We start from the raw sequence: 23,098 nt of genomic DNA, 5'->3' as shown, positions 1-23,098 counted from the left end.
AAGAGCGCCGCCTGAAGTCGGCCCGCTTAGTAGCAAATGACCGACGCGCCCCACGTGAAGCCGCCGCCGACGCCTTCGATCAGCACGTTCTGGCCGCGCTTGATGCGACCGTCGCGGACCGCGACGTCGAGTGCGAGCGGAATGGACGCAGCCGACGTATTGCCGTGCTCGCCCACCGTGACGACCATGCGTTCCTGCGGCAAGCCGAGCTTGCGGCAAGTGCTCTGCATGATGCGGATGTTGGCCTGATGCGGAATCAGCCAGTCGATCTGATCGGCGGAAAGATTCGCTTTTTCGAGTGCCTCGACCGCGACCTTTTCGAGTACGTTCACGGCCAGCTTGAATACCGCCTGCCCGTCCATATGCAGGAACGCGCTACCGGCGATCACACCGCCGTTCACGTTGCCCGGCGTGCACAGAATGTTCGAATGACTGCCGTCTGCATGCAATGCGCTCGCAAGCACGCCCGGCTCGTCCGACGCCTGCAGGATCACCGCGCCGGCGCCGTCGCCAAATAGCACGCATGTGGTGCGGTCATTGAAATCGAGAATGCGCGAGAACGTCTCGGCGCCGACGACGAGCGCCGTGCGATGCTGGCCGCCGCGAATCAGACTGTCGGCCATAGCCACCGCGTAAGCGAAGCCGGAGCAGACGGCCTGCACGTCGAACGCCGCGCCGTGATTCTTGATGCCGAGCTTGTTTTGCAACAGGCACGCCGTGCTCGGAAACACGAAGTCCGGCGTGGAAGTGGCAACAATGATCAGATCGATGGATTGCGGGTCGATGTCCGCCGCTTCGATCGCACGCAGCGACGCGAACTGCGCGAGGTCGCTGGTTGTGACATCAGGATCCGCGAAGTGACGTGCATGGATGCCCGTGCGGGCCACGATCCACTCGTCGCTCGTTTCGACGCCTTGCTTCGCCAGACGCTCAGCGAGGTCCTGATTGGTGACGCGCGCGGGCGGCAGATAGCTGCCGGTACCGAGGACGCGGGAATAAATTGTCGATTGAGCCATTATGCCTTCGAGGATTGCGCAGCGTAGGGCTCGGCCGGCTGGCCTGCGATGGGGCTTGCGTGACCCGCACCGCTTGCGTCGCGCGCTGCCTGTTCAAGAGAACCCGCGTTCTCTTCCATCGCTTGCGCAAGGCGCTCCAGCACGCCGTTTTTGACGGCATCATACCCGCGTTTGATAGCCCACTCAAACGCGTAGGCATCGGCGGAACCGTGGCTTTTGATCACCAGTCCGCGCAGCCCGAGCAGCGCAGCACCATTATATTGCCGATGATCGACGCGCTTCTTGAAGCGCATCAACACGGGCAGCGCGAGCACCGCCATCACTTTGGTGAGCCACGAACGCCCAAACTCTTCCTTGATGATGTTCGACAGCATTTGCGCGAGGCCTTCAGAGGTCTTGAGCGCCACGTTGCCGACGAAACCATCGCACACGATCACGTCGACCGTGCCCTTGAAGATGTCGTTGCCTTCTACGTTGCCGTGAAAGTTAAGTGTGCTCGCGCGCAGCAACTCCCCGGCACGCTTAATGGTGTCGTTGCCCTTGATGACTTCTTCGCCAATATTCAGGAGACCAATGGTGGGCCGCTCACGGCCTTCCAGCGCCGACACGAGCGCGTGCCCCATCTCCGCGAATTGCAGCAGATGCTGCGGCTCGCAGTCGACGTTGGCGCCCAGGTCGAGCATCATGGTGTAGCCGTTCGGGTTCGGCAAAGCGGACGCAATTGCCGGGCGCTCGATTCCCGACAGCGTTTTGAGCACATAACGCGAAACCGCCATGAGTGCGCCGGTATTGCCGGCGGAAATGCAGGCTTGCGCCTCGCCTTCCTTGACGCGATTCAGCGCGACGCGCATGGATGAATCTTTTTTCTTGCGCAGCGCGACCTCGACCGGGTCGTCCATTGCAACGATCTCGGAAGCGGATACGACCGTCAGCGCCGGCAGGTCCTGAGCCTTCAACTTCTTCAGCTGCGCACGAATCGCAGTCTCAATGCCGACGAGCAGCAATTGCGCGTCGGGGTGCGAACGAACGAAGTTGACGGCAGCGGGAACGGTCACGGACGGGCCGTGGTCGCCTCCCATGCAATCTATCGTGAGCTTTACTGTCATGGAGTGCGGCGAATTTCAGGCGCTCTGCATGAGATCGCAGTAAGCGCTGAAGCTGCAACTGCGATCGACACAAAAAAGCGGCAAACGAATGCCGCCTTTTTGCCGAGCCGGGAAAATGTCAAGCGAGCTGATCGCCACGCGAAACGCCAGTTGGCGCAACGCAGTGAAACGATTAGTCGTTCTTCGTCTTGACGACTTTCTTGCCGCGATAGTAGCCGTTCGGGCTAACGTGGTGACGCAGATGCACTTCGCCCGTGCTCGGTTCCACGGCCAGCGGCGCTGCCGTCAGGAAATCGTGCGAACGGTGCATGCCGCGCTTCGACGGCGACTTCTTATTTTGTTGAACTGCCATGACTAACTCCTAAAAATTTTCCGAATTCTAACACAGCCCGACCCGGTGTCCGCCATTGGCCGAATGGCCAATGCGCCCGTATCGCGCTCCCATGCAACTGTTCAATGCTTCTTGTCGCCCGGCTCGCCGCGCTTGAGACTTTCGAGCGCGGCGAACGGATTCGGCCGCTCGGGCTCATCGCCCTCGCCTGCTTCGTCCAACGCGGCTTCGTCACCTTCGCCTTCGGCACCGGCCACACCCGAGACGAGACTTTCGTGCACCTCGGGACAGACCTCATGCTTGGGCACGAGCGGCAAAGAAAGCAGCAACTCTTCTTCGATCAAGTCGATGAGATCGAACTGGCGTGAGCCCACGATCACTTCGACTTCATCCTCGTCGAGCGGAAACTCTTCGGCTTCCGCCTCGGTGTTGACGATCCGATAAGTTGCGTCGACGTTGAACGCCTGCGAATACGGTGTCATGCATCGCTGACATTCGAGCCATGCAGCGCCGTGGATCGCCAACCTCAGATAAGGTTGAGGGCCCTCAGTGCCGTCGTCCTGCAATTCCGGCTGCGTCGCCCCTTCGGCTTGCCACGTGAACGCGGTGTCGCGCTCTAGCGCTTCTGCCGGGACTTCGTTTAACATGCGCGGCAGTTGCGAGACGCGCACGACACCCGCGGCCTGCCGTCCACTTCGCGCGAATTCGAACAGATCGAGTTCATGCGGGTCGGACAGACCTGCAGGTTTGCCAGGATGTTGAGTCATGTGCGCTCCTGCGTCGGCAATGATTTCGCCGGTTGCTTTCGTCGGCTAATTCGTCGGCTAATTTCGCCGGTTAAACACCGGCAACTCACGGGTCAATCAAGGGTAAATCACGGGGTGAATCGGTCCGCGAGAAGGCCGCGAAACTTGAGCGATGCACGATTGTATTGCCGCTAAACTGCATGACCGCAGCGACACCGCAGCCCTGCTTGCAGCTACCCTTCCGGCTCTCACCGCGTCACGCCCGGCGAGTCACGCCTGACGCAAGCATACCGATGAAAAGCCCAAAATCATATCCGCTTTGTCTTTTCGAGTCAAACACTTAAGCTCGTACCAGCGCGGCCTCCGCGCAACGTCGTACGTCCCGCCCTTTTAGCCGTTGATCGCCCATGCCAGACTCCCCACAAAGCCCGCCACGCGTCATTCTGGCGTCGAGTTCGCCCTATCGACGCGAGTTACTTGAACGCCTTCGCATTCCATTCGACGTTGCGGTGCCCGCGATCGACGAAACCACGCACGCCGGCGAAGCGCCTGACGCCACCGCTTTGCGGCTCGCCGAGGCGAAGGCTCGAGCGGTTGCCAGCGCGCTTCCCGCCGACGAAGCCGCCCTCGTAATCGGCTCCGACCAGGTCGCCACTTACGACGGCCTGCAAATCGGCAAGCCGGGGACTCACGACAAGGCGCTCGCACAATTGCAAGCAATGCGCGGCCGCGAGGTGCTGTTTCATAGTGCGCTGTGTCTTTTCGACAGCCGCTCGCGAACCGCCCAGAGCGTCGACGTGATCACCCGCGTGCGATTCCGCGAACTGCCGGACGCAGCGCTCGAAGCCTATCTTGTGGCCGAAACGCCGTACGACGTCGCCGGCAGCGCCAAGTCCGAAGGGCTCGGCATTGCGCTGCTCGAAGCCATCCATTCCGACGATCCGACTGCACTCGTCGGCCTGCCGCTGATTGCGCTCTCGGACATGCTGCTGACGGCGGGTTATCCGTTATTGGGGGCGCAATGAGCGGCACGCTTTATCTGATTCCCAATACGCTAGGCGAAGGCGATGCCGACGCGCTCGACGCCGTCCTGCCGGCCCCGGTGCGAGCCCGCGCCGCGGCGCTTCGGTACTACATCGGCGAAAACGCCAAGACCACACGAGCATTTCTGAAGAAGGTAGGCACCGAGCAGCCCATCCAGGAAATCGAGATCCGCGAACTGAACGTCAACACGCCGGCCGGCGAGATCGACAGACTGCTCGCGCCGGTTCTGGCCGGCACGGACGCCGGCCTCGTATCCGAAGCGGGTTGCCCTGCGGTAGCCGATCCGGGCGCGCTGCTGGTGCGGCGGGCGCATGAACGCGGAGTCAAGGTCGTGCCGTTCGTAGGGCCGAGCTCGATCCTGCTTGCGCTAATGGCTTCCGGGCTCAACGGCCAAAGTTTTGCTTTCCACGGCTATTTGCCGGTCGACGCGACCGAACGGGCCAAACGCCTGCGCGAGCTCGAACTGACATCGCGCAAAGGCAAGCAGACGCAGATCTTCATTGAAACGCCGCATCGCAACCGCGCACTGCTGGACACCTTGCTGGCAACCTGCGCGCCGTCGACACTGGTTTGTGTCGCTGTGGATCTGACGCTGCAAACGGAAACGATCCGCAGCCACACGGTGGCCGACTGGAAGAAGAAACCGGCACTCGATCTGCATAAACGGCCGGCGATTTTTCTGATACTGGCCGCTTGAACGAATCGGCCTCCCAGCCACTTCGATGCAAAAAAGCCCCACCCGGTCCGAACGACCGCGCGGGGCTTTTGCGACAGGCGGACCTCGTTTCGGTCAGCGCAAGTTGAGCTTGCCGCCCAGCGCCATCGCGTGCACGGCGCCATTGCCGACGGCCGCGCCGAATTTGCGCGCGACGCGGTCGGTGATGCTTTCTTTGACCGTGTAGTCGACGATCTCCGGCGCCTTGATAATCTCGCGCGCCACAAAGTTGGCGTCGCCAAAACCATCCGCGAGACCTAGTTCGACGCTCTTCTGACCGGTCCAGAAGAGCCCGGAGAACATATCGGGCGTTTCGTGAAGGCGTTTGCCGCGACCTTGGCGAACTGCGTCGATAAATTGCCCGTGGATCTGATCGAGCATTTCTTGCGCATGCTCGTCCATCTTCGGCGTTTCGGGCGAGAACGGGTCATAAAACCCCTTATTCTCGCCAGATGTATGCAGGCGGCGCTGGATGCCCAGCTTGTCCATGAGACCGGTGAAACCGAAGCTGTCCATCAGCACGCCAATTGAGCCCACGATGCTCGCCTTGTCGACATAGATCTTGTCGCCGGCAGCGGCAGCGTAGTAACCGCCCGACGCACACATGTCGCCCACGACGACGTAGAGCGGAATTGACGGATGTTTGGCACGCAATCGACGAATTTGGTCATAAATGATTCCCGCCTGCACGGGACTGCCACCCGGGCTGTTGCAGCGAAGAATCACCCCGGCCGTGCCCGCGTCGCCAAACGCACTTTCGAGCGCCGCGCCAACATCTTCGGCGTTTGCGTTCGTATCTGCGGAGATTTCGCCGTCAAGCGCGATCAATGCCGTATGACGGCCCGTAGCCGCCAGCTTGTCGCCGGAAAATATGAACACCGCCCAGATCACCAGTCCCAGCAAGACAAGAAACAGCAGACGGAAGAAGATTTTCCAGCGGCGAGCGGCACGCTGTTCGTTGATTGCAGCAAGCGCTATGCGCTCGAGCGCCGCGCGTTCCCAGCCGGGCTCGTCGGCGGAGACGCGGCTATGGCCACTCATAGCCGGTTCTTTCGTTTCAGGCGTCAAATTATCGGACATGCGTGCAGTGGAATTTTCGAGGAATACAGATCAAAACGCGGATCAGGACGCGGCGGGTTGCAATTCCCCGTCGGGAAGCCAGAAGACAGCGCGGCCCTCGGGCGTATCGCGCTCGTCTACTTTCAGGGCCCGCAGCCTGCCGCCGCGGCACGGACCGCCTACGCATTTGCCGGTATCCGGCGCGTAAATCGCCCCATGTGTGGCGCACATCAAGTATAAACCGGACGATTCGAAGAACTGACCCTCCGCCCAATCCAGTTCCATCGGAACGTGAGCGCAACGGTTCAGATAGCCGTGAGCACGTCCCTCGTAGCGCACGAAAAACACCACGACTTCATCGGCACCGATTCTGGCGGCACGCCGCACCCCCATTCCGCCGTCCACGAGTTCCCCGGATGCGCACACCCGCACCGCCTGAACAGTAGCCTCGCCCCCGCCCTCGCTCACGCCGGTGCTCATGCGTTCTCCCTCAACCAGGACGACAGCGCACCCACGCTGGAGGCGACATATTTCGGCGACAGCGCGCTCAACGACCCGGCCGGATGCGCGCCGTACGTCACGCCGACACCGGCGACGCCAGCGTTGATCGCCATCTGCAGATCATGCGTGGTGTCACCGACCATCACCGTGCGTACCGGGTCCTGCCCCAATTCGCGCGTCAATTCGTGCAACATGGCTGGATGCGGCTTGGAAAACGTCTCATCCGCGCAGCGGGTGCCGTCGAACAGACTGGTCAGCCGCACCTGATCGAGCGCGCGGTTGAGTCCAACGCGACTTTTACCCGTCGCCACTGCCAGCAGATAGCCCTGATCGCGCAACTCCTGCAGCATTTCGCGAACGCCGACGAACAACTCGGTGGTCTGATCTTTCACCAGATAGTGGAACCGGTAGCGCTCGGCGAGCCGCGGGTAGTCGCTCGGATCGAGCGTGGGCGCGGCGATTTGCAGCGCGTCGCGCAAGCCGAGGCCGATCACATAGCTCGCGGCTTCGTCCGCTGGAACCGGCAGACCGAGATCACGGCACGCTGCCTGGATACTGCGCGTGATGTGCGCGGTGGAATCCATCAGCGTTCCGTCCCAGTCGAAGACGATCAGGTCAAACTGCTCTCTAGCCATGCGGTGCCGTCTCCGGGTGTGACCCATTTCGTAATTCGTTGAGCTGCGCGATGAAATTGCGGCATTCGGCCGGCAACGGCGCCTCCAGTTGCAGCGGCGCGCCGGTTGCCGGATGCGTCAGCTTCAGCCGGTAAGCGTGCAGGAACATGCGCTTGAGCCCGGGCTTGGCATTTGCACGAGCCAGCGCCTTGTTCAGCGCGAAGTCGCCGTATTTGGCATCGCCGACGATCGGCAGTTCCAGATGCTGCAGATGAACGCGGATCTGATGCGTGCGGCCCGTCTTCAACTCTGCTTCGAGCAATGCGTAGTCGGGCCAGCGGTCGATCAGATTGAAGACCGTGTGCGACGCCAGACCGTCGGCCTGCACGCGCACGCGCCGCTCGCCGTCTGCGGTCAGGTATTTGTGCAGCGGTTCCTTGACGGCGCGGCGACGCCCCCAGTCGCTCGCCCATTCGCCATGAACGCACGCATAGTAGCGCTTATCCATCCTGTTCTCGCGAATCTGGTCGTGAAGATTCACGAGCGCCGAACGCTTCTTGGCGAGCATTAGGATGCCGGAGGTCTCGCGATCCAGCCGATGCACCAGTTCGAGGAATTTCGCCTGCGGCCGCGCCTCGCGCATCTGCTCGATCACGCCGAACGCGACGCCGCTGCCGCCGTGCACCGCGACACCCGCCGGTTTGTCGATGACGAGCAGGTGTTCGTCTTCGAAAATGGTCCGGAACTCAGCGCTCGGCACCGGCGCGTGCGCCACCGCCTCGTTGGGTTGCGCGACCCGGATGGGCGGCACGCGCACGAGATCGCCGAGTTCGAGCCGATACTGCGCGTCGATCCGGCCCTTGTTCACACGCACTTCCCCGCTGCGCAGGATGCGATAAATGTGGCTCTTGGGGACGCCTTTACAGACTCGCAACAGAAAGTTGTCGATGCGCTGTCCGGCCGCGCTGTCGTCGATCTCGATCACTGAGACCTGATCGCTCGCGACCGCGCTTGTCACCGATTTCTGGGATATTTTGCCTAACTCTTTCATTCTGAATATAATTTGCCCAGCAGTCTGCGGCGGCCGGCGCAGTGTCCGGAATTCGGGCGGATTGCGCAGGTGCAAGCGTAAATCGTTATTTTACTTGTGCCGGGGTCTGGTTGCTCACCCTGAAAATGAGATGCAACAAGTTGCACGCACGAAGTCAGCACCCGGCAGGGACGGCGCCCACAGGCGCGTTCGGTCAAGGTCGGCTTCGACGGTAACGGAATTTTGGTAAAAAAGAATTTAACTCTCAGCTTCGGTATCGGGCGTCTTACGTCCTGCTGTACGAAGCTGCGAGTTGCGAAAATACGGCGTGCGCCCATGGCGTCTTGTAGAAAGTACAAGACTTGGCGACGTCAAAATGAGGCGAGACACCCCCAGCAGGAAAAGACGCGCCGCTTGCGCGAACTTCCCGTTGCGGCACGACCGCAGCCTTCGACCCTCCGGTCACGCGCCCAGTTGGCGCACCGGCGAGAGGGGACGAAAGGCTTATGAAGGTCTGCCGGCAGAACCCGCGGCGTGTCGGGTCGTTATTTGAAGCCGTGTTCGCATGTGCCCTGCGGCACCGCGCTCCTTCTTTATGGAGCCGGGCCCCCTCAGGCAATTCTCCCGCCATTTTTCCCGCTCCAGCGTGCTTGTGAAAACACAATAAGGCGCGGCATGCCGCTGCCCGCTTCGCGCTCGCGACTGACAACCGCGAAGGCGACGCGCGCCGGCCGAGCCGCACTGGAGCCGTTCCATGAAACGCATGTTGTTCAATGCGACGCAGCAGGAAGAACTGCGCGTTGCCATCGTCGATGGGCAAAAACTCATCGACATCGACATCGAAACCGCCGGGCGCGAACAGCGCAAAGGCAATATTTACAAGGGCATCATTACCCGCATCGAGCCGTCGCTCGAAGCCTGTTTCGTCAACTACGGCGAAGACCGTCACGGTTTCCTGCCGTTCAAGGAAGTCGCCCGCCAGTATTTCCGCGACGGCGTCGACATGCGCTCCGCGCGCATTCAGGACGCGCTGAAGGAAGGTCAGGAACTGATCGTCCAGGTCGAAAAGGAAGAGCGCGGCAACAAGGGCGCAGCCCTCACCACCTTCATCTCCCTCGCCGGCCGCTATCTCGTTCTGATGCCGAACAACCCGCGCGGCGGCGGCGTGTCGCGCCGGATCGAAGGCGACGACCGCCAGGAACTGCGCGAAACCATGGCGCAGCTGCAATTGCCGGAAGGCATGAGCATCATCGCGCGCACGGCCGGCATTGGCCGCAGCGCCGAAGAGCTGCAGTGGGACCTGAACTACCTGATGCAACTGTGGCGCGCGATCGAAGCCGCGTCGCAAAGCGGTTCGAGCGGCCAGCCGATGCTGATCTATCTCGAATCGAGCCTCGTGATTCGCGCGATCCGCGACTATTTCCAGCCGGACATCGGCGAAATTCTGATCGACACCACCGAGATTCATGACCAGGCACGCGCCTTCATGGACATCGTGATGCCGGACAATGTCAGCAAGGTGAAGCGCTACCACGACGACGTGCCGCTCTTCTCCCGCTTCCAGATCGAACATCAGATCGAAACGGCGTACTCGCGCACGGTTCCGCTGCCGTCGGGCGGCGCGATCGTGATCGACCACACTGAAGCACTCGTCGCAATCGACGTGAACTCGGCCCGCGCCACGAAGGGCGCAGACATCGAGGAAACGGCCGCGCGCACCAACCTCGAAGCCGCCGACGAAGTCGCGCGCCAGTTGCGCCTGCGCGATCTGGGCGGCCTGATCGTGATCGACTTCATCGACATGGAGTCGGCCAAGAGCCAGCGCGAAGTCGAGCAACGCCTCAAAGACGCCCTCAAGCACGACCGTGCGCGCGTCCAGATGGGCAAAATCTCGCGCTTCGGCCTGATGGAACTGTCGCGTCAGCGTCTGCGTCCGGCCCTGTCGGAAGGCAGCCACGTGACGTGCCCGCGCTGTAACGGCACGGGCCACATCCGTGATACCGAATCGTCCGCGCTGCAAGTGCTGCGGATCATTCAGGAAGAAGCCATGAAGGAAAACACCGCGGCGATCCATTGCCAGGTGCCGGTCGAAGTGACCGCCTTCCTGCTGAACGAAAAGCGTTCGGAAATCAACAAGATCGAATCGCGCTTCAAGGTGAACGTCGTGCTGGTGCCGAACAAGCACCTGGATACGCCGCACTACAAGCTGGAACGTCTGCGTCACGACGACGCGCGCCTCGACGAACCGCGCGCTTCGTGGAAGATGGCCGAAGAAGCGGCTCGCGAGCTGGAGTCGGAAACCGGCTACAGCAAGCGGACCGAAGAAGTGAAGCCGAAGCAGGAAGCGGCGGTCAAGGGCATCACGCCCGAGAAGCCGGCTCCGAGCGCGCCGGTTCGACCGGTCGCAGCGCCGGCGCCCGTCGCTGTCACACAGGCGAGCGGCGGCTTCATCGGCTGGCTGAAGAATCTGTTCGGCATGCAGCCGGCGGCGCCGACGCCCGTTGCGCCTGCGGCTACCGAAAAACCCGCCCGTCCGCAACAGCGTGGCGAGCGTTCGGAGCGCGGTGAGCGCACCGGCGAACGCGGCGGCGATCGCAACCGTAATCGTCGCAGTGGCGCGGGTGGTCGCGATGCGGCAGCCCGTGGCGAAGCGACGAACGGCGGCCGTCAAGGCCAGCAGCCTTCGCAGCGTCGCGAGGAACGCGAGCCGCGCGAAGGCCGCGAGGTGCGTGATGCCCGCGAAGGCCGTGAGCCGCGTGAACCGCGCGAGGCTCGTGAACCTCGCGGCAACCGCGAAGCGCGTGAAGGCCGTGAACCCCGCGAAGCACGGGAACCGCGCGAAGGGCGTGACAACCGCGAGCGCGACAATCGCGGCGAGCGTGCTGAAACGGCCGAAGGCGCACAGCGTGGCGAGCGTCAGGAACGCGGCGAGCGCCGCGAACGTGGCGAACGCGCTGAGCGCGGCGAGCGCCGCAAGCCGCAGGCAGAAACCGCCGATGCGATGACCCAGGCCGAGGCGCAAACCGCGGAAGAACTGGCACTGGCGCAAAACCAGACGGCCGTTACTGACAACGCTGCGCCGGTCGATCAGGAAGCTGTGGCGCGTGACGGCGAAGAGCGTCGTCGTCGCCGTCGCGGCCGTCGCGGCGGTCGTCGTGAGCGTGAGGAAGACGTGAACGGCAACCTGGCGGCAGATGTCGCGGAAGCGGAAGGCGACAACGTCAACGTCAGCGACGACGCACCGGTGCGCACCGCGCATCAGCCGGTCCAATCGAAGCCCGAAGTGAGCGAAGCCCGGGAAGTGAAGGAAGTGGCGCCGGTGGAAGTCGTAGTTGCCGCCGTTGCAACCGAGACAGCTGTCGTCACGGAACTCCACGCTGCAACCGAAACGCCGGCACTCGCTGTCGAAAAGGCAGCGAAGACGGAAACGGTCGTGCCGGTCGCCGAAGTGCCGGCTGCTCCGGCTGCCGTCGAACCGGTCGTGCAGGCGCCTGTTGCACAAGCTGTGGCGCCGGTCGAACCGGCGCAGGCTGCACCGGCTGCGGCGGAGACGGTATCGCTCGTGGAACCGGTCGTTCGTGAAGAGGCTGCGGCTGTTGCGCCGGCGGCGGAAGCGCAAGCCGAGCAGGCTCACGTCGAACCTGCGGCCGCCGCTCCGGCGGAAGTGATCGCAGCTCCGGCCGCCGAGCCGGCACCGCAACCGCAGATCGTCGAGCAGAAACCGGTCGTGGCAGCAGTCGCACCGGCTGCGGACTCAGCAGCGGTCGAGCCGGCGCCTGTCGCCGCCGCGCCGCAAGCCGCCGAAGTCGCCGATGTGGCCGAAGCCACGCAGGCATCGCAAGCGCCGTCGGCGTCGCGCGCGTCGTTCAACGGCGGCGTCTCAGCTGAAGCCTTGAAGCCGGTGCTGGAGCAAGCCGGTCTTGTCTGGGTCAATACCGACGCCGACAAGCTGCGCGCAGCACAAGAAGCCGCTGCGCAAACGGTGAAACCGCCGCGCGTGGTGCGTGAGCGCAAGCCGTTGCCGCCGGTCGACTCGGCACCGATGCAGCAAGTGGAAACCGGGAAGCATCCGCAGTAAGCTTGCAACTCGCTTCGAAAAGCCCGCCCTCTCCGGCGGGCTTTTTGTTTTTTGCGCATGCGAATCGCATCCCCTCGCGAACTCCCTACCCTCCCCGTAAACCCCGACAGGGGTTGGCATCGCCCAGCCGTTTAAGGCATTTCCGATAGAATGAAGGAATCGCCCTATCCGTTTGGCACAACGCAAGTCACTCATGTCCCGACGCATCATCCCTGTTGCCGACCTCAGCGCGGCGCCGGTCATTTCCGGCCCGGTGCAGACGCCTAGCGGCGAACTGCACGATACGCTCGCGCGTCCGTTGCGAGACTTGCGCATTTCGGTGACGGACCGTTGCAACTTTCGCTGCGTCTACTGCATGCCGCGCGCCGTGTTCGACAAGGACTATGCATTTCTGCCGCACAGCGCGTTGTTGAGCTTCGAGGAAATCGAGCGGCTCGCGCGGCTTTTCGTCGCGCATGGCGTCGAAAAAATTCGCCTGACGGGCGGCGAGCCGCTGCTGCGCAAGAATCTCGAATTCCTGATCGAACGCCTCGCGCAACTCACTACGCCAGCAGGCCGGCCGCTTGATCTGACGCTCACCACGAATGGCTCGCTGCTGGCCCGGAAGGCGCGCAGCCTCAAGGATGCAGGCCTCACCCGCGTAACCGTCAGCCTCGACGCGCTCGACGACATGCTGTTTCGCCGCATGAACGACGCCGATTTCGCAGTGGCCGACGTGCTCGACGGAATCGCCGCCGCGCACGCCGTCGGCCTCGCGCCGGTGAAGGTCAACATGGTGGTCAAGCGCGGTACGAATGACAGCGAAATCGTGCCGATGGCGCGCCATTTCAAAGGCTCGGGCGCGGTACTGCGCTTCATCGAATACATGGACGTCGGCACGTCCAACGGTTGGAACATGACCGAAGTGCTGCCGTCGGCGGACGTGATCGCGCGCATCGACGAGCATTTCCCGCTTGCGCCGCTCGAAGCGCACAGTGCAGCCGAGACAGCGCAGCGCTGGGGCTATGCCGACGGCAGCGGCGAAATCGGTGTCATTTCCAGCGTGACCCGCGCGTTTTGTGCGAGCTGTACACGGGCGCGCCTTTCGACCGAGGGCAAGCTGTACCTGTGCCTGTTCGCATCGTCGGGCCACGACCTGCGCGCGCTGCTGCGTAGCGGGGCAACCGACGCCGAAATCGCAACTGCCGTCGCCGAAATCTGGCAAGGCCGCGGCGACCGCTATTCGCAATTGCGCGGCAGCAACGCGGCCGAAGCACGCGAGCAGGACGCACGGCGCGTCGAAATGTCGTACATCGGCGGCTGATCGCTGGGATGGGTCAAGCCGCGACGCCGACGCGCGAACAGATTACCGGCCTGCTGCTCGCGGGCGGTCGCGGTACACGCATGGGCGGCGCCGACAAGGGTTTGCAGACCTTGCACGGCGAGCCACTCGCCGGTCATGTGCTGAAGCGCCTTGCGCCGCAGACGGGCGCGCTGCTGATCAGCGCCAATCGCCACCCGGACGCTTACGCAGCACTCGGTGCGCCGTTCGGCGCAGAGATTGTCGCCGACACGTTGCCCGAATTCCCAGGGCCGCTGGCCGGTTTGCTGGCCGGTCTTCTCACTGCTCGCAGCGAATACCTGCTAAGCGCGCCGTGCGACACGCCCTGGCTCCCCGCCGACCTCGCCGCGCGCCTTGCTCAGGCCCTTGCTGCAAACGCAGCTGACATCGCCACCGTTACAACCGTTGACGCCGACGGAAATCGCTCGCTTCACCCGGTTTTCGCGCTGCTGCGAACCGGTGTCGCCGACGACCTCGCCGCCTACCTGGCCGCCGGCGAGCGGAAGGTGCGCGCGTGGTACGCGCGCCACAAGACCGTGGAAGTCGTCTTTACCGACGAGCGTGCGTTTTACAATATCAATTCGTTACAAGAACTCGCCGACCTCGAGCGTGATCGGGGCCCCGGCTGAATCCCGCTCCGCCGCACGGCAAGCGCCACCTAGCCGCCAGCCGCGACGTCCAGCTCTTCATGACCACGCATAACGAATTTTCCCGCTGCGTCGCGCAGTACGATCCTCATGCGCTACCTGTTTCGGCTGCCCAGGCGATTACTCGCCAGTGGGCGACGCCGGTTACGGCCGTCGAACGCGTGGCCTTGCGCGACGCCCTCGACCGCGTGCTGGCCGCAGACATCGTTTCGCCGATCGACGTGCCGTCGCACGTCAATTCCGCAATGGACGGCTATGCGTTCAACGGCGCCGCATTGCGAAGCGGCGCGCAGCCGGTCGAACTGACCGTCGTCGGCAAAGCTTTGGCGGGACATCCGTTTGCTGGCCACGTCGGAGCAGCGCAATGCGTGCGCGTCATGACGGGCGCATGCGTTCCGGAAGGCTGCGACACCGTGGTGCCGCAGGAACTGGTCGAGCGCAATGCCGACTCCGCTTCGATCAGCTTTGCAGCCGACGCGGTCGAGGCCGGTGCAAACCGGCGGCTAGCCGGCGAAGACCTCGCTCGCGGCCACGTTGCGTTGCATGCGGGCCGCATTATTCGCGCATCCGACCTCGGCCTGCTGGCTTCGCTCGGCATTGGCGAAATCAATGTTCGGCGGCGCTTGCGCGTCGCTTTCTTTTCCACTGGCGACGAACTGCGCTCTCTGGGCGAGCCGCTCGACCCGGGCGCGGTCTACGACAGCAACCGCTACACGCTCTTCGCCATGTTGCGGCGCCTGAACGTGGAAGCGCTGGATCTGGGCGTGATCCGCGACGAACCTGCCGCGCTCGAAGCCGCGCTGCGCAGCGCCGCGGAGAGTGCCGACGTGGTGCTGACCTCCGGCGGCGTTTCAGTCGGCGAGGCGGATTTCACAAGGCAGTTGTTGCAGACATTCGGCGACGTCGCGTTCTGGAGCCTCGCCATGCGCCCGGGCCGCCCTCTTGCGTTTGGCCGCGTATGGTCCGGCGAGCGGCCGGGTCTTGGACGACCTGCGTTATTCTTCGGTCTGCCGGGCAATCCGGTGGCCGTGATGGTGACGTTCTATCAGATCGTGCGCGAAGTGCTGCTGCTCATGTCGGGCGCCGCGCCGCAGCCGCTGCCGCTGATTTACGCGGCGAGCGTGCGGCCAATCCGCAAACGCGCCGGACGCACGGAGTTCCAGCGCGGCATAGCTTGCCAGGCCGCGAACGGCCAGTGGCAGGTCACGCCGACAGGCTCGCAAAGCTCCGGCGTATTGAGTTCGATGAGCGAGGCCAATTGTTTCATCGTGCTCGGCCATGAAGAAGGCGACATTGGCGAGGGCGAACGCGTCAGTATCATGCTGTTCCACGGCTTGATCTGACGTATCCGCCTCGTGGCGCTTTCATCCACGGTCATATTCAGCTTTACCCATTACCACTACGACATGCGGGTTTGACTTACATGAAAAAACAGATCTCGTTCATCGCACCGGGACAGACGGCCAAAGCACTTATCCTCGTCTATCTGACGTTCTCTGTGCCGATCGTGCTGCTCGGCGTGCTCGTCGCGTTCGTGCGCTACGGTTCTGTCGAACTGAGCACGGTGTTCAGCGCGCTGCTGTTGAATGCGATTCTTGGCTTCATCCTGCTGTGGATTGCATGCCACGCATACAACTGGGTTGCGTCGCGATTCGGCGGCATTGAAATCCAGTTGACCGACGCACCGGAAGAAGCCTGATGCGTGCCCCGCTCCGCGCCACTGCCGCCGCGCTCGCGGACGCGGCAGGCGCGGACTGCTGACGCGCACGCGCCGCGCCAGCGTTACTGCTCATTGCTTGTTGCTCATTGCTTGTTGCTTACTGCTCGTCGGGATCGACGCCCGGCAACGCGCCGCCTATCAGACCACTCGCCTCCTCTCCGGGCAGCGCCTCGACATCGCGCAGTTTGCGATTCATCACGCGGGTGCGCGTCTCAGCGGCTTCAATAGAACGCGTGACTGTTTCGAGTTGCGCTTTGGTCTTCGCCAGCACGTCGCCGAACTTGCCGAACTCCGTCTTAACCGCGCCGAGCACTTGCCACACTTCACTTGAGCGCCGCTCGATGGCAAGCGTGCGAAAACCCATCTGCAAACTGTTGAGCAATGCAGTCAGCGTAGTGGGGCCCGCAATCGTCACGCGGTAATCGCGTTGCAGCAGATCCGACAAACCTGGCCGACGCAGCACTTCCGCGTAGAGACCCTCGGTGGGCAGGTAAAGCAGCGCGAAATCGGTGGTGTGCGGCGGCGACACGTATTTTTCGGCGATGGCGCGTGCCTCTGCACGAATCCTGGCTTCCAGTGCACGCGAGGCTTCCTCCACTGCGGCGGGGTCGGCCCGTTCTTGCGCGTCGATGAGCCGCTCGTAATCTTCGCGTGGAAACTTGGCGTCGATGGGCAGCCATACCGGAGTGGCGGCACCGCCCGCCTCCACCCGTCCAGGCAGGCGGATAGCGAACTCGACGCGATCCGCGCTCTTCGGCACGGTGGCTACGTTTTTGGCGTATTGGTCGGCGGTGAGCAGTTGTTCAAGCAGCGCTTCGAGCTGCACTTCGCCCCACGTGCCGCGCGTTTTCACGTTCGTCAGAACCTTCTTCAGATCGCCGACGCCGGCCGCGAGCGTCTGCATTTCGCCCAGGCCGCGATGTACCTGTTCGAGGCGGTCCGACACGAGCTTAAACGACTCGCCAAGGCGTTGTTCGAGCGTGGCGTGCAGTTTTTCGTCGACGGTACGGCGCATTTCATCCAGCTTGCTGGCATTGTTCGCCTCGATGTCCTTCAGCCGCTGTTCGATGGTCGCGCGCACCTCGGCGAAGCGGCGATCGTTCACCTCCGTGAGTTGCCCAAGCTGCAGGCTGAGGGTATCGCCGAACTGCTTGAGCGAGCGTCCCTGTTCGTCACGCGCCTGCTGCGCCTGCTGCTGAAGGCTGTGACGCACTGCGTCCAGTTGCTGCGCGAATCCGTCGATCTTGCCGCCCTGCACAGTGGTCATGCTGCTGAATTGCGCGGCCAGCGTTTGCTGGAAATGCGCGAAGCCGCTGCTCTGCTCCGTACGCGACACGCGCGCGGTCTCGGTGATGTCATTGCGCAATTGCCGCTCGAGGCGCTCATAGGCATGTGCCTGCGCGTCGGCTGCGGTATCGATGCGATCGCTCAGCATTTCGAACTGCTCGTGCTCATTAGCGCGACCGTGGACTCGCATCATCAAGACCACGGCAAGCACGAGCGCGACCGCCAGCACCGCGACGGCCGCGACAAGAATCATCGTCATGCACGCGCCCGGCCGATAACTTCGGCATTGATCGGATAGGGTGGCCGACCGGCGCGCGGACCTTCGCCAAGGCCGGCAATCAGATTGTCCGCGGCGAGATTGGCCATTGCACGGCGCGTCGCCTCGGTTGCGCTCGCAATATGCGGCGTCAACACGATGTTCGGCACGCTCAGCAGATCGGGATTCAGATTCGGCTCGCCCTCGAAGACGTCGAGGCCGGCCGCGGCGATCTGCCCTGAGCGAAGCGCCTCGACGAGCGCTGCGTCGTCGACGATGCCGCCGCGCGCGATATTGGTCAGCGTCGCAGTGGGCTTCATCAGCGCGAGTTCGGCAGCGCCGATCGTGTGATGATTCTCCTTCGTATAGGGCAGCACGAGCACGACATGATCGGCGCGCCGCAGCAGGTCTTGCTTCGACACATATTCGGCATTCAGCTCGGCTTCGATCTCGGGCGCGACCCGGGAGCGGTTGTGATAAATGACCTGCATGTTGAAGCCCTTCGCGCGCCGTGCGAGCGCCTGGCCGATCCGGCCCATGCCGATCACGCCCAGCGTGGAGCCGTGGATATCGCCACCGAGAAAGCCGTCGTACGCCCACTTCTGCCACTTGCCCGCGCGCAGCCAGTGCTCCGATTCCGCAATGCGTCGAGCCGCAGCCATCATCAACGCCCAGCCAAAGTCCGCGGTCGACTCGTTCAACACGTCCGGCGTATTCGTGCCGAGCACGTTGGCTGCGTTGAACGCCGCCATGTCGAAGTTGTTGTAACCCACCGCCATATTCGATACCACGCGAAGGCGCGGCGCGGCCGCGAGAACCTCCGCGCCGACAGGATCGCCCGCGGTGAGTGCGCCGTCCTTGTCAACGAGACGGCGCTTCAGTTCTTCCGCGGACAGCACGTCGCCCTGGTTCCAGTCGACGTCGAAATACTGTTTGAGCCGTTCGATCACATCGGGAAAAATCGGACGGGCGACGAGGATCTTCTGCATTGCAATTCTCCGTATAGCGTGTCGAGTTCGACGGCCTCGGCTTCAGACTCGGTGTCAGAAAAACAGCCAACCAGTGACAAGAAAAAGCGGCAGCAACACCGCACCGGACCACCCCAGGTAAGCGAAAAAGCTCGGCATGCGAACACCGCGCGACTCTGCAATCGCCTTTACCATGAAGTTGGGCGCATTGCCGATATAACTGTTCGCGCCCATGAACACCGCGCCCGCCGAAATCGCCGCGAGCGTGGTGGCGCCGGTTGTCATGAGCGACGAAGCATCCCCGCCGGCCAGGTTGAAAAACACCAGGTACGTCGGCGCGTTGTCCAGAAACGAAGATAGCAGGCCCGTCGCCCAGAAGTACATCGCGTCGTGCGGTCGTCCTGCGGAATCGTTGACGAGATGAACCACGCCAGCAAACGCACCGGCTTCGCCCGCGCGCAGTATCGTGATGACGGGTGCAATCGTCACGAAGATGCCCGCGAACAACTTGGCCACCTCTTCGATCGGCGCCCAGTTGAAGTCGTTGCCCTTGCGAGCCGCACGCGGCGTCAATGCGAGTGAAAGCAACATGACGACGACGAGCGCGACATCGCGTACGGCGTTCTGCAAATCTACATGGGTTCCGAGCACATCGAAACTGACGCCGGGTTTCCACAGCCCGCTCATCAGAACGAGCCCGACAACCGCGCCAAGTAGCAGGAAATTCACCTTGCCGTCGATGCCGAGCGGCGAGTCGGGCGTAGGGTCAAGAAAACGGGAACGCTCTTCTTCACGCTGATGGAAATAGTGCGAGTCGAGGAAATAGAACGCTGTCAGTAGAACACCGCAAACGAACAACATGGGCAGCGCGAGATGCGTGGTAGTCCAGAAAAAGCCGACGCCCTGCAGGAAGCCCAGGAAGAGCGGCGGGTCGCCCAGCGGCGAGAGCGAGCCGCCCGCATTCGCGACCAGGAAAATGAAGAACACGACCACGTGCACCACATGCCGGCGATTGTCGTTGGCGCGCAGCAACGGACGGATGAGCAGCATCGCCGCGCCAGTCGTGCCCATTACGCTCGCGAGCAACGTGCCGAGCGCGAGAATCGTTGTGTTCAGGCGCGGCGTGCCGTGCAGATTGCCGCGCACACAGATGCCGCCCGCAACCGTGTACAGCGCAGTCAGCAACACGATGAAGGGAATGTATTCTTCGAGCAACGCATGCACTAGCGTGCCTAACGCGATGCCCCAACCGAATGCAAGCGCGAACGGCACGAGAAACACCAGCGCCCACGCCGCCGCGATCTTGCCAAAATGGTGATGCCAGAACGTGGGTGCGACGAGAGGAAAGAGGGCAATGGAGAGCAGCATGCCCGCAAACGGCAATCCCCAGAGCGCGGAAAGCGAAGCGCCTTCGAGTGTGGCGGCGCAGGCCACCTGGGGCCAGCTCGTCAGCGTCAGTGCAGCCACGAGCACCATGCACGTCGGCACGGCACGTCTAGTCATATGCCGGAGGTCCTTCTTTGTTGAAATGACTTGAACACCGCGGACAGTTACGCACGCGTGAAGACAAGCGTGGTTTTCACTCAGGCGCCGAGTACGACGATCACATGCACGCGATACGGCCCATGAGCGCCGAGCACGATGGTCTGTTCGATATCCCCGGTGCGCGAAGGTCCAGAGATGAAGTTGACCGCACGCGGAAGCTCGCCCCGCTCGCTGCGGATCAATACGAACGCTTCTTCGTGTCCCGCCACGATGCGCGAAGCCGGCACGATCGCGATATGCGTTTCCGGCAGCAGACCGGCTGACGCATAAGTGTCCGGACCGGACAGCAACACGAGCGAGCCCGTTTCGGCAGTCGCACAAAAGCAGCCGGTCAGGCCCACTACGTCACCGTCTTTCGGCTTGCGAAATTCAACTGCGAGGCCTGCGTCGTTCCAGCGCAGATCCTGCAGCGTTCCCCAGGCAATGGCTTGCAACGGCAACGCGTGATCGGCGAGATAGCGATACGCCGCGGCCGGCACGTCGCTGAGCGACGCTACCGTGTCGACGGTGGTCGCCATTTTCTGCGCTTCTTCAATGAACCGCCCGGTCAGGTCCGCAGGCATATCCGGGCGCGGGCCAGACGGATGGCGCGCCAGATAGTCCGCCGCCGCTTCCCGCTCGGACGGGGACGGCTCTGGTTCCCGGCCTTGCGCCGCGCGGATACGCGCCAGCATGTTGCGGCGGGCAATCGATGTGTCCATATGCGAAAGTCCTCGTGTCGATAGCCGTGCGATATGTCGGAATTATACCGGCCACCCTCCGCGCGAACACCCTGGCCGAACGGCATAGGAACTCTTCAGACGCGCGGAAACACGCGTGCGCAAGCCGTTAATTCGCGGACTCTTCCTCGGGCTGCGCGATGCCGAAAACCTGCCGCAGATACGCGAGATACGCCTTGTCCTCGCACATGTTCTTGCCCGGCGAATCGGACAGCTTCGCCACGGGCTGCCCGTTGCAGCGAACCATCTTGATCACGATCTGCAGCGGGTTATAGCCGAGGTCATTGGTCAGATTCGTGCCCACGCCAAAGGCGAGCTTGCAGCGTCCGCGGAAGCGCTCGTAGAGCTGCAGCACCTTGGGAATATCGAGCGCGTCGGAAAACACCAGAATCTTCGTGCGCGGATCGCAACGGTTCGCCTCGTAGTGCTGGAGCAGGCGCTCGCCCCAATCGAACGGGTCGCCCGAATCGTGGCGTGCGCCGTCGAACAGCTTGCAGAAGTACATGTCGAAGTCGCGCAGAAACGCCTGCATGCCATAAACATCCGACAGTGCAATGCCAAGGTCGCCGCGATATTCCTTCGCCCACATTTCGAAGCCGAAGATCTGCGAATCGCGCAGCCGCGGGCCGAGCGCCTGGCACGCCTGCAGATACTCGTGCGCCATGGTGCCGAGCGGCGTCAGGCTGTGCTTCATTGCGTAAAACACGTTGCTCGTGCCGGCGAACTGTTCGCCAAGGCCGTCTTTCAGCGTGAGGATCACTTCTTCGTGCCATTGCTTCGAAAAGCGGCGACGCGTGCCGTAGTCGGCAATCTTGCAGTCGGCAAATTCTGGCCGCGCGCCCAGAAGTTTCATCTTGTCCACCAGGCGCCCACGGCCTTCGCTGTAGTCCGGTTCCTGCTGCGTATTGCGGAAGTAGACCTCGTTGACGATGGCGAGCATCGGGATCTCGAACAGGATCGTGTGCAGCCACGGACCTTTGATCTCAATGTCGATCTCGCCGTTGTTCTTCGGCGACGGCTCGATCGAAATGTACTTCTCGTTCAAATGAAAAAGCGCGAGGAACTCGATGAAGTCGCCCTTAATGAAGCGCATGCGCCGGAGGTAGTCGAGTTCCTCGTCGGTGAAGCGCAGCTGGCAGAGCTTGCGCACTTCGTCGCGTATCTCGCCGATGTAAGGCACGAGGTCGACGTTCGGCGTGCGGCAACGGAAGCGATACTCGACGTTGGCCGCGGGGAAGTGATGCAGAACCACCTGCATCATCGTGAACTTGTACAGATCGGTGTCGAGCAGCGAAGTAATAATCATGATGGTGCGAACTGGACCGCAGGAAGTACGGAAGGCCTGACTCAACCCATGCATCGGGGCGCCTCGTGCGCGCCGGCTTGACGCATGTTACCCGAATGCGCCGTCATTCAGGCGCGAGCGCGGCCTGCCCTCGCGCCGCCGAGCGTGAACCCGTTACTCTTCGCGCACGCAATAAACTAATCACGAAAACATATAAAAGGCGTTGTGCGATGCTGCATGCGCCTCTTGACGTTACGTTACAATACCGCTTTTGGCGTTTGCGCCTTCCCTGATTCCGCATGCAGGAGCTGCCTGAATGACTCACGTTGTGACCGAAAGCTGCATCAAGTGCCGCTATACCGACTGCGTCGATGTGTGCCCGGTGGACTGCTTTCGCGAAGGTCCCAACTTCCTCGCGATCGACCCCGATGAATGCATCGACTGCGCAGTGTGCGTGGCCGAGTGCCCGGTGAACGCCATTTATGCCGAAGAAGACGTGCCGGGCGACCAGCAGAACTTCATCGAGCTGAATGCCGATCTCGCCAAGAACTGGCCGAGCATCACCAAGACCAAGGCGCCGCTGCCGGAAGCCGACGAGTTCAAGGACGTTAAGGAAAAGCTCGCCCTGCTCGCGCGCTGAGCGTTTGAGAGCCCGTCATACCTCCCGGTAGTTCGGATCAAATTGAGATGAACACAAGGTATTGACAGGCGCCAACGCTGCTTCTACAATTTCGCTTCTCTGCTGTTGTTTTTCTGTTCCTCGATAGCTCAGTCGGTAGAGCGCCGGACTGTTAATCCGTAGGTCCCTGGTTCGAGCCCAGGTCGAGGAGCCAAGAATTGCAAAAGCCCGTTAACCAAGACGGGCTTTTTTATGTAGATCAAGTTGTACTGCTGTTCCTCGATAGCTCAGTCGGTAGAGCGCCGGACTGTTAATCCGTAGGTCCCTGGTTCGAGCCCAGGTCGAGGAGCCAAAATTTTAAAGGCCCGCATCCGTGCGGGCCTTTTTGTTTTTAGCCTTCCTTCAGTTCCAGTCTTCCTTCAGGGCGCGCACCTCATTCGCGATCAGCGCGTCGCTCCCCGCTCATCAATTCACGGCGGATTTTCCAAGAC

At 62.5% G+C, this 23,098-nt stretch carries 21 protein-coding genes and 2 tRNA genes; 10 read left to right on the top strand and 13 right to left on the bottom strand.

Annotated features, from left to right (window positions below; translation table 11 throughout):
• Nucleotides 1-26: 26 nt before the first annotated feature.
• The 4 genes from H281_RS0122395 to H281_RS0122380 all read right to left on the bottom strand — a co-directional run bounded on the left by H281_RS0122395 (nucleotide 27) and on the right by H281_RS0122380 (nucleotide 3,220).
• Nucleotides 27-1,016 carry a beta-ketoacyl-ACP synthase III gene (locus H281_RS0122395; RefSeq protein ID WP_020069385.1) on the bottom strand — a complete coding sequence of 330 codons (990 nt, stop codon included), beginning with the start codon at nucleotides 1,014-1,016 and terminating at the stop codon, nucleotides 27-29.
• The gene (gene plsX / locus H281_RS0122390) at nucleotides 1,016-2,122 is read right to left on the bottom strand and encodes a phosphate acyltransferase PlsX (RefSeq protein ID WP_027776481.1); all 1,107 of its coding nucleotides are present in this window, start codon (nucleotides 2,120-2,122) and stop codon (nucleotides 1,016-1,018) included. The genes H281_RS0122395 and plsX overlap by 1 nt, the downstream gene beginning before the upstream one ends.
• A 172-nt stretch (nucleotides 2,123-2,294) precedes the next feature.
• Nucleotides 2,295-2,474: a 50S ribosomal protein L32 gene (gene rpmF / locus H281_RS0122385; protein ID WP_006051932.1), complete on the bottom strand. Its 180-nt coding sequence runs from the start codon at nucleotides 2,472-2,474 to the stop codon at nucleotides 2,295-2,297.
• Between the two features lie 101 nt (nucleotides 2,475-2,575).
• On the bottom strand, nucleotides 2,576-3,220 hold the full coding sequence (locus tag H281_RS0122380) for a DUF177 domain-containing protein (RefSeq protein ID WP_020069383.1): 645 nt from the start codon (nucleotides 3,218-3,220) through the stop codon (nucleotides 2,576-2,578).
• 386 nt (nucleotides 3,221-3,606) lie between these two features.
• Here H281_RS0122380 and H281_RS0122375 point away from each other — a divergent pair, with 386 nt between their 5' ends.
• Nucleotides 3,607-4,224, top strand: a complete 618-nt coding sequence (locus H281_RS0122375; protein WP_027804852.1) for a Maf-like protein — start codon at nucleotides 3,607-3,609, stop codon at nucleotides 4,222-4,224.
• Nucleotides 4,221-4,940, top strand: coding sequence for an SAM-dependent methyltransferase (locus tag H281_RS0122370; protein ID WP_020069381.1), 720 nt, complete (start codon nucleotides 4,221-4,223; stop codon nucleotides 4,938-4,940). Before H281_RS0122375 ends, H281_RS0122370 begins: the two co-directional genes overlap by 4 nt.
• A gap of 93 nt (nucleotides 4,941-5,033) precedes the next feature.
• Here H281_RS0122370 and H281_RS0122365 read toward each other — a convergent pair whose 3' ends face one another.
• From H281_RS0122365 to H281_RS0122350, 4 genes are read right to left on the bottom strand one after another with little or no spacing between them, the layout of a single operon-like run.
• A complete protein-coding gene (locus H281_RS0122365) occupies nucleotides 5,034-6,038 on the bottom strand; it encodes a S49 family peptidase (protein ID WP_020069380.1) in 1,005 nt (334 codons plus the stop codon).
• A gap of 42 nt (nucleotides 6,039-6,080) precedes the next feature.
• The gene (locus H281_RS0122360; RefSeq protein WP_020069379.1) at nucleotides 6,081-6,497 is read right to left on the bottom strand and encodes a Rieske (2Fe-2S) protein; all 417 of its coding nucleotides are present in this window, start codon (nucleotides 6,495-6,497) and stop codon (nucleotides 6,081-6,083) included.
• The gene (locus H281_RS0122355) at nucleotides 6,494-7,153 is read right to left on the bottom strand and encodes an HAD-IA family hydrolase (protein WP_020069378.1); all 660 of its coding nucleotides are present in this window, start codon (nucleotides 7,151-7,153) and stop codon (nucleotides 6,494-6,496) included. The genes H281_RS0122360 and H281_RS0122355 overlap by 4 nt, the downstream gene beginning before the upstream one ends.
• Entirely contained in the window at nucleotides 7,146-8,183 is a 1,038-nt protein-coding gene (locus tag H281_RS0122350; RefSeq protein WP_027804850.1) for an RluA family pseudouridine synthase, read from the bottom strand. The genes H281_RS0122355 and H281_RS0122350 overlap by 8 nt, the downstream gene beginning before the upstream one ends.
• A 733-nt stretch (nucleotides 8,184-8,916) precedes the next feature.
• Between H281_RS0122350 and H281_RS0122345 the strand changes: the two genes are divergently transcribed.
• The 5 genes from H281_RS0122345 to H281_RS0122325 all read left to right on the top strand — a co-directional run bounded on the left by H281_RS0122345 (nucleotide 8,917) and on the right by H281_RS0122325 (nucleotide 15,907).
• Entirely contained in the window at nucleotides 8,917-12,240 is a 3,324-nt protein-coding gene (locus H281_RS0122345; RefSeq protein WP_020069376.1) for an Rne/Rng family ribonuclease, read from the top strand.
• Between the two features lie 193 nt (nucleotides 12,241-12,433).
• Nucleotides 12,434-13,543 carry a GTP 3',8-cyclase MoaA gene (moaA, locus tag H281_RS0122340; RefSeq protein WP_020069375.1) on the top strand — a complete coding sequence of 370 codons (1,110 nt, stop codon included), beginning with the start codon at nucleotides 12,434-12,436 and terminating at the stop codon, nucleotides 13,541-13,543.
• Between the two features lie 8 nt (nucleotides 13,544-13,551).
• A complete protein-coding gene (gene mobA / locus H281_RS0122335) occupies nucleotides 13,552-14,190 on the top strand; it encodes a molybdenum cofactor guanylyltransferase MobA (protein WP_020069374.1) in 639 nt (212 codons plus the stop codon).
• A gap of 59 nt (nucleotides 14,191-14,249) precedes the next feature.
• The gene (gene moeA, locus H281_RS0122330; protein ID WP_020069373.1) at nucleotides 14,250-15,551 is read left to right on the top strand and encodes a molybdopterin molybdotransferase MoeA; all 1,302 of its coding nucleotides are present in this window, start codon (nucleotides 14,250-14,252) and stop codon (nucleotides 15,549-15,551) included.
• Between the two features lie 80 nt (nucleotides 15,552-15,631).
• Nucleotides 15,632-15,907 (top strand): hypothetical protein, encoded by a 276-nt coding sequence (locus H281_RS0122325; RefSeq protein WP_006053283.1) that lies wholly within the window; start codon nucleotides 15,632-15,634, stop codon nucleotides 15,905-15,907.
• A 118-nt stretch (nucleotides 15,908-16,025) separates the two neighbouring features.
• On the opposite strand, the gene H281_RS0122320 is transcribed toward H281_RS0122325, so the two are convergent.
• The 5 genes from H281_RS0122320 to pncB form a co-directional block, all read right to left on the bottom strand.
• On the bottom strand, nucleotides 16,026-17,474 hold the full coding sequence (locus tag H281_RS0122320) for a DNA recombination protein RmuC (protein ID WP_020069372.1): 1,449 nt from the start codon (nucleotides 17,472-17,474) through the stop codon (nucleotides 16,026-16,028).
• On the bottom strand, nucleotides 17,471-18,460 hold the full coding sequence (locus H281_RS0122315) for a 2-hydroxyacid dehydrogenase (protein WP_020069371.1): 990 nt from the start codon (nucleotides 18,458-18,460) through the stop codon (nucleotides 17,471-17,473). Before H281_RS0122315 ends, H281_RS0122320 begins: the two co-directional genes overlap by 4 nt.
• A 54-nt stretch (nucleotides 18,461-18,514) precedes the next feature.
• Nucleotides 18,515-19,942, bottom strand: coding sequence for a sodium:proton antiporter (locus H281_RS0122310; protein WP_027804849.1), 1,428 nt, complete (start codon nucleotides 19,940-19,942; stop codon nucleotides 18,515-18,517).
• A gap of 80 nt (nucleotides 19,943-20,022) precedes the next feature.
• Entirely contained in the window at nucleotides 20,023-20,685 is a 663-nt protein-coding gene (locus tag H281_RS0122305) for a LutC/YkgG family protein (RefSeq protein WP_020069369.1), read from the bottom strand.
• Nucleotides 20,686-20,812: 127 nt separating this feature from the next.
• Nucleotides 20,813-22,009, bottom strand: coding sequence for a nicotinate phosphoribosyltransferase (pncB, locus tag H281_RS0122300; RefSeq protein ID WP_020069368.1), 1,197 nt, complete (start codon nucleotides 22,007-22,009; stop codon nucleotides 20,813-20,815).
• A 295-nt stretch (nucleotides 22,010-22,304) separates the two neighbouring features.
• Here pncB and fdxA point away from each other — a divergent pair, with 295 nt between their 5' ends.
• From fdxA to H281_RS0122285, 3 genes are all read left to right on the top strand, one after another.
• Nucleotides 22,305-22,628 carry a ferredoxin FdxA gene (gene fdxA, locus H281_RS0122295; protein ID WP_020069367.1) on the top strand — a complete coding sequence of 108 codons (324 nt, stop codon included), beginning with the start codon at nucleotides 22,305-22,307 and terminating at the stop codon, nucleotides 22,626-22,628.
• Nucleotides 22,629-22,745: 117 nt separating this feature from the next.
• A tRNA-Asn gene (locus H281_RS0122290) sits at nucleotides 22,746-22,821 on the top strand.
• 62 nt (nucleotides 22,822-22,883) lie between these two features.
• Nucleotides 22,884-22,959, top strand: a tRNA-Asn gene (locus H281_RS0122285).
• The last annotated feature ends 139 nt before the right edge of the window (nucleotides 22,960-23,098 follow it).

Origin of the sequence: Paraburkholderia caledonica (genome assembly GCF_000383275.1) — a bacterium.
GTDB classification, from domain to species: domain Bacteria; phylum Pseudomonadota; class Gammaproteobacteria; order Burkholderiales; family Burkholderiaceae; genus Paraburkholderia; species Paraburkholderia caledonica.
This window is presented reverse-complemented; position numbering and strand designations above follow the sequence as displayed.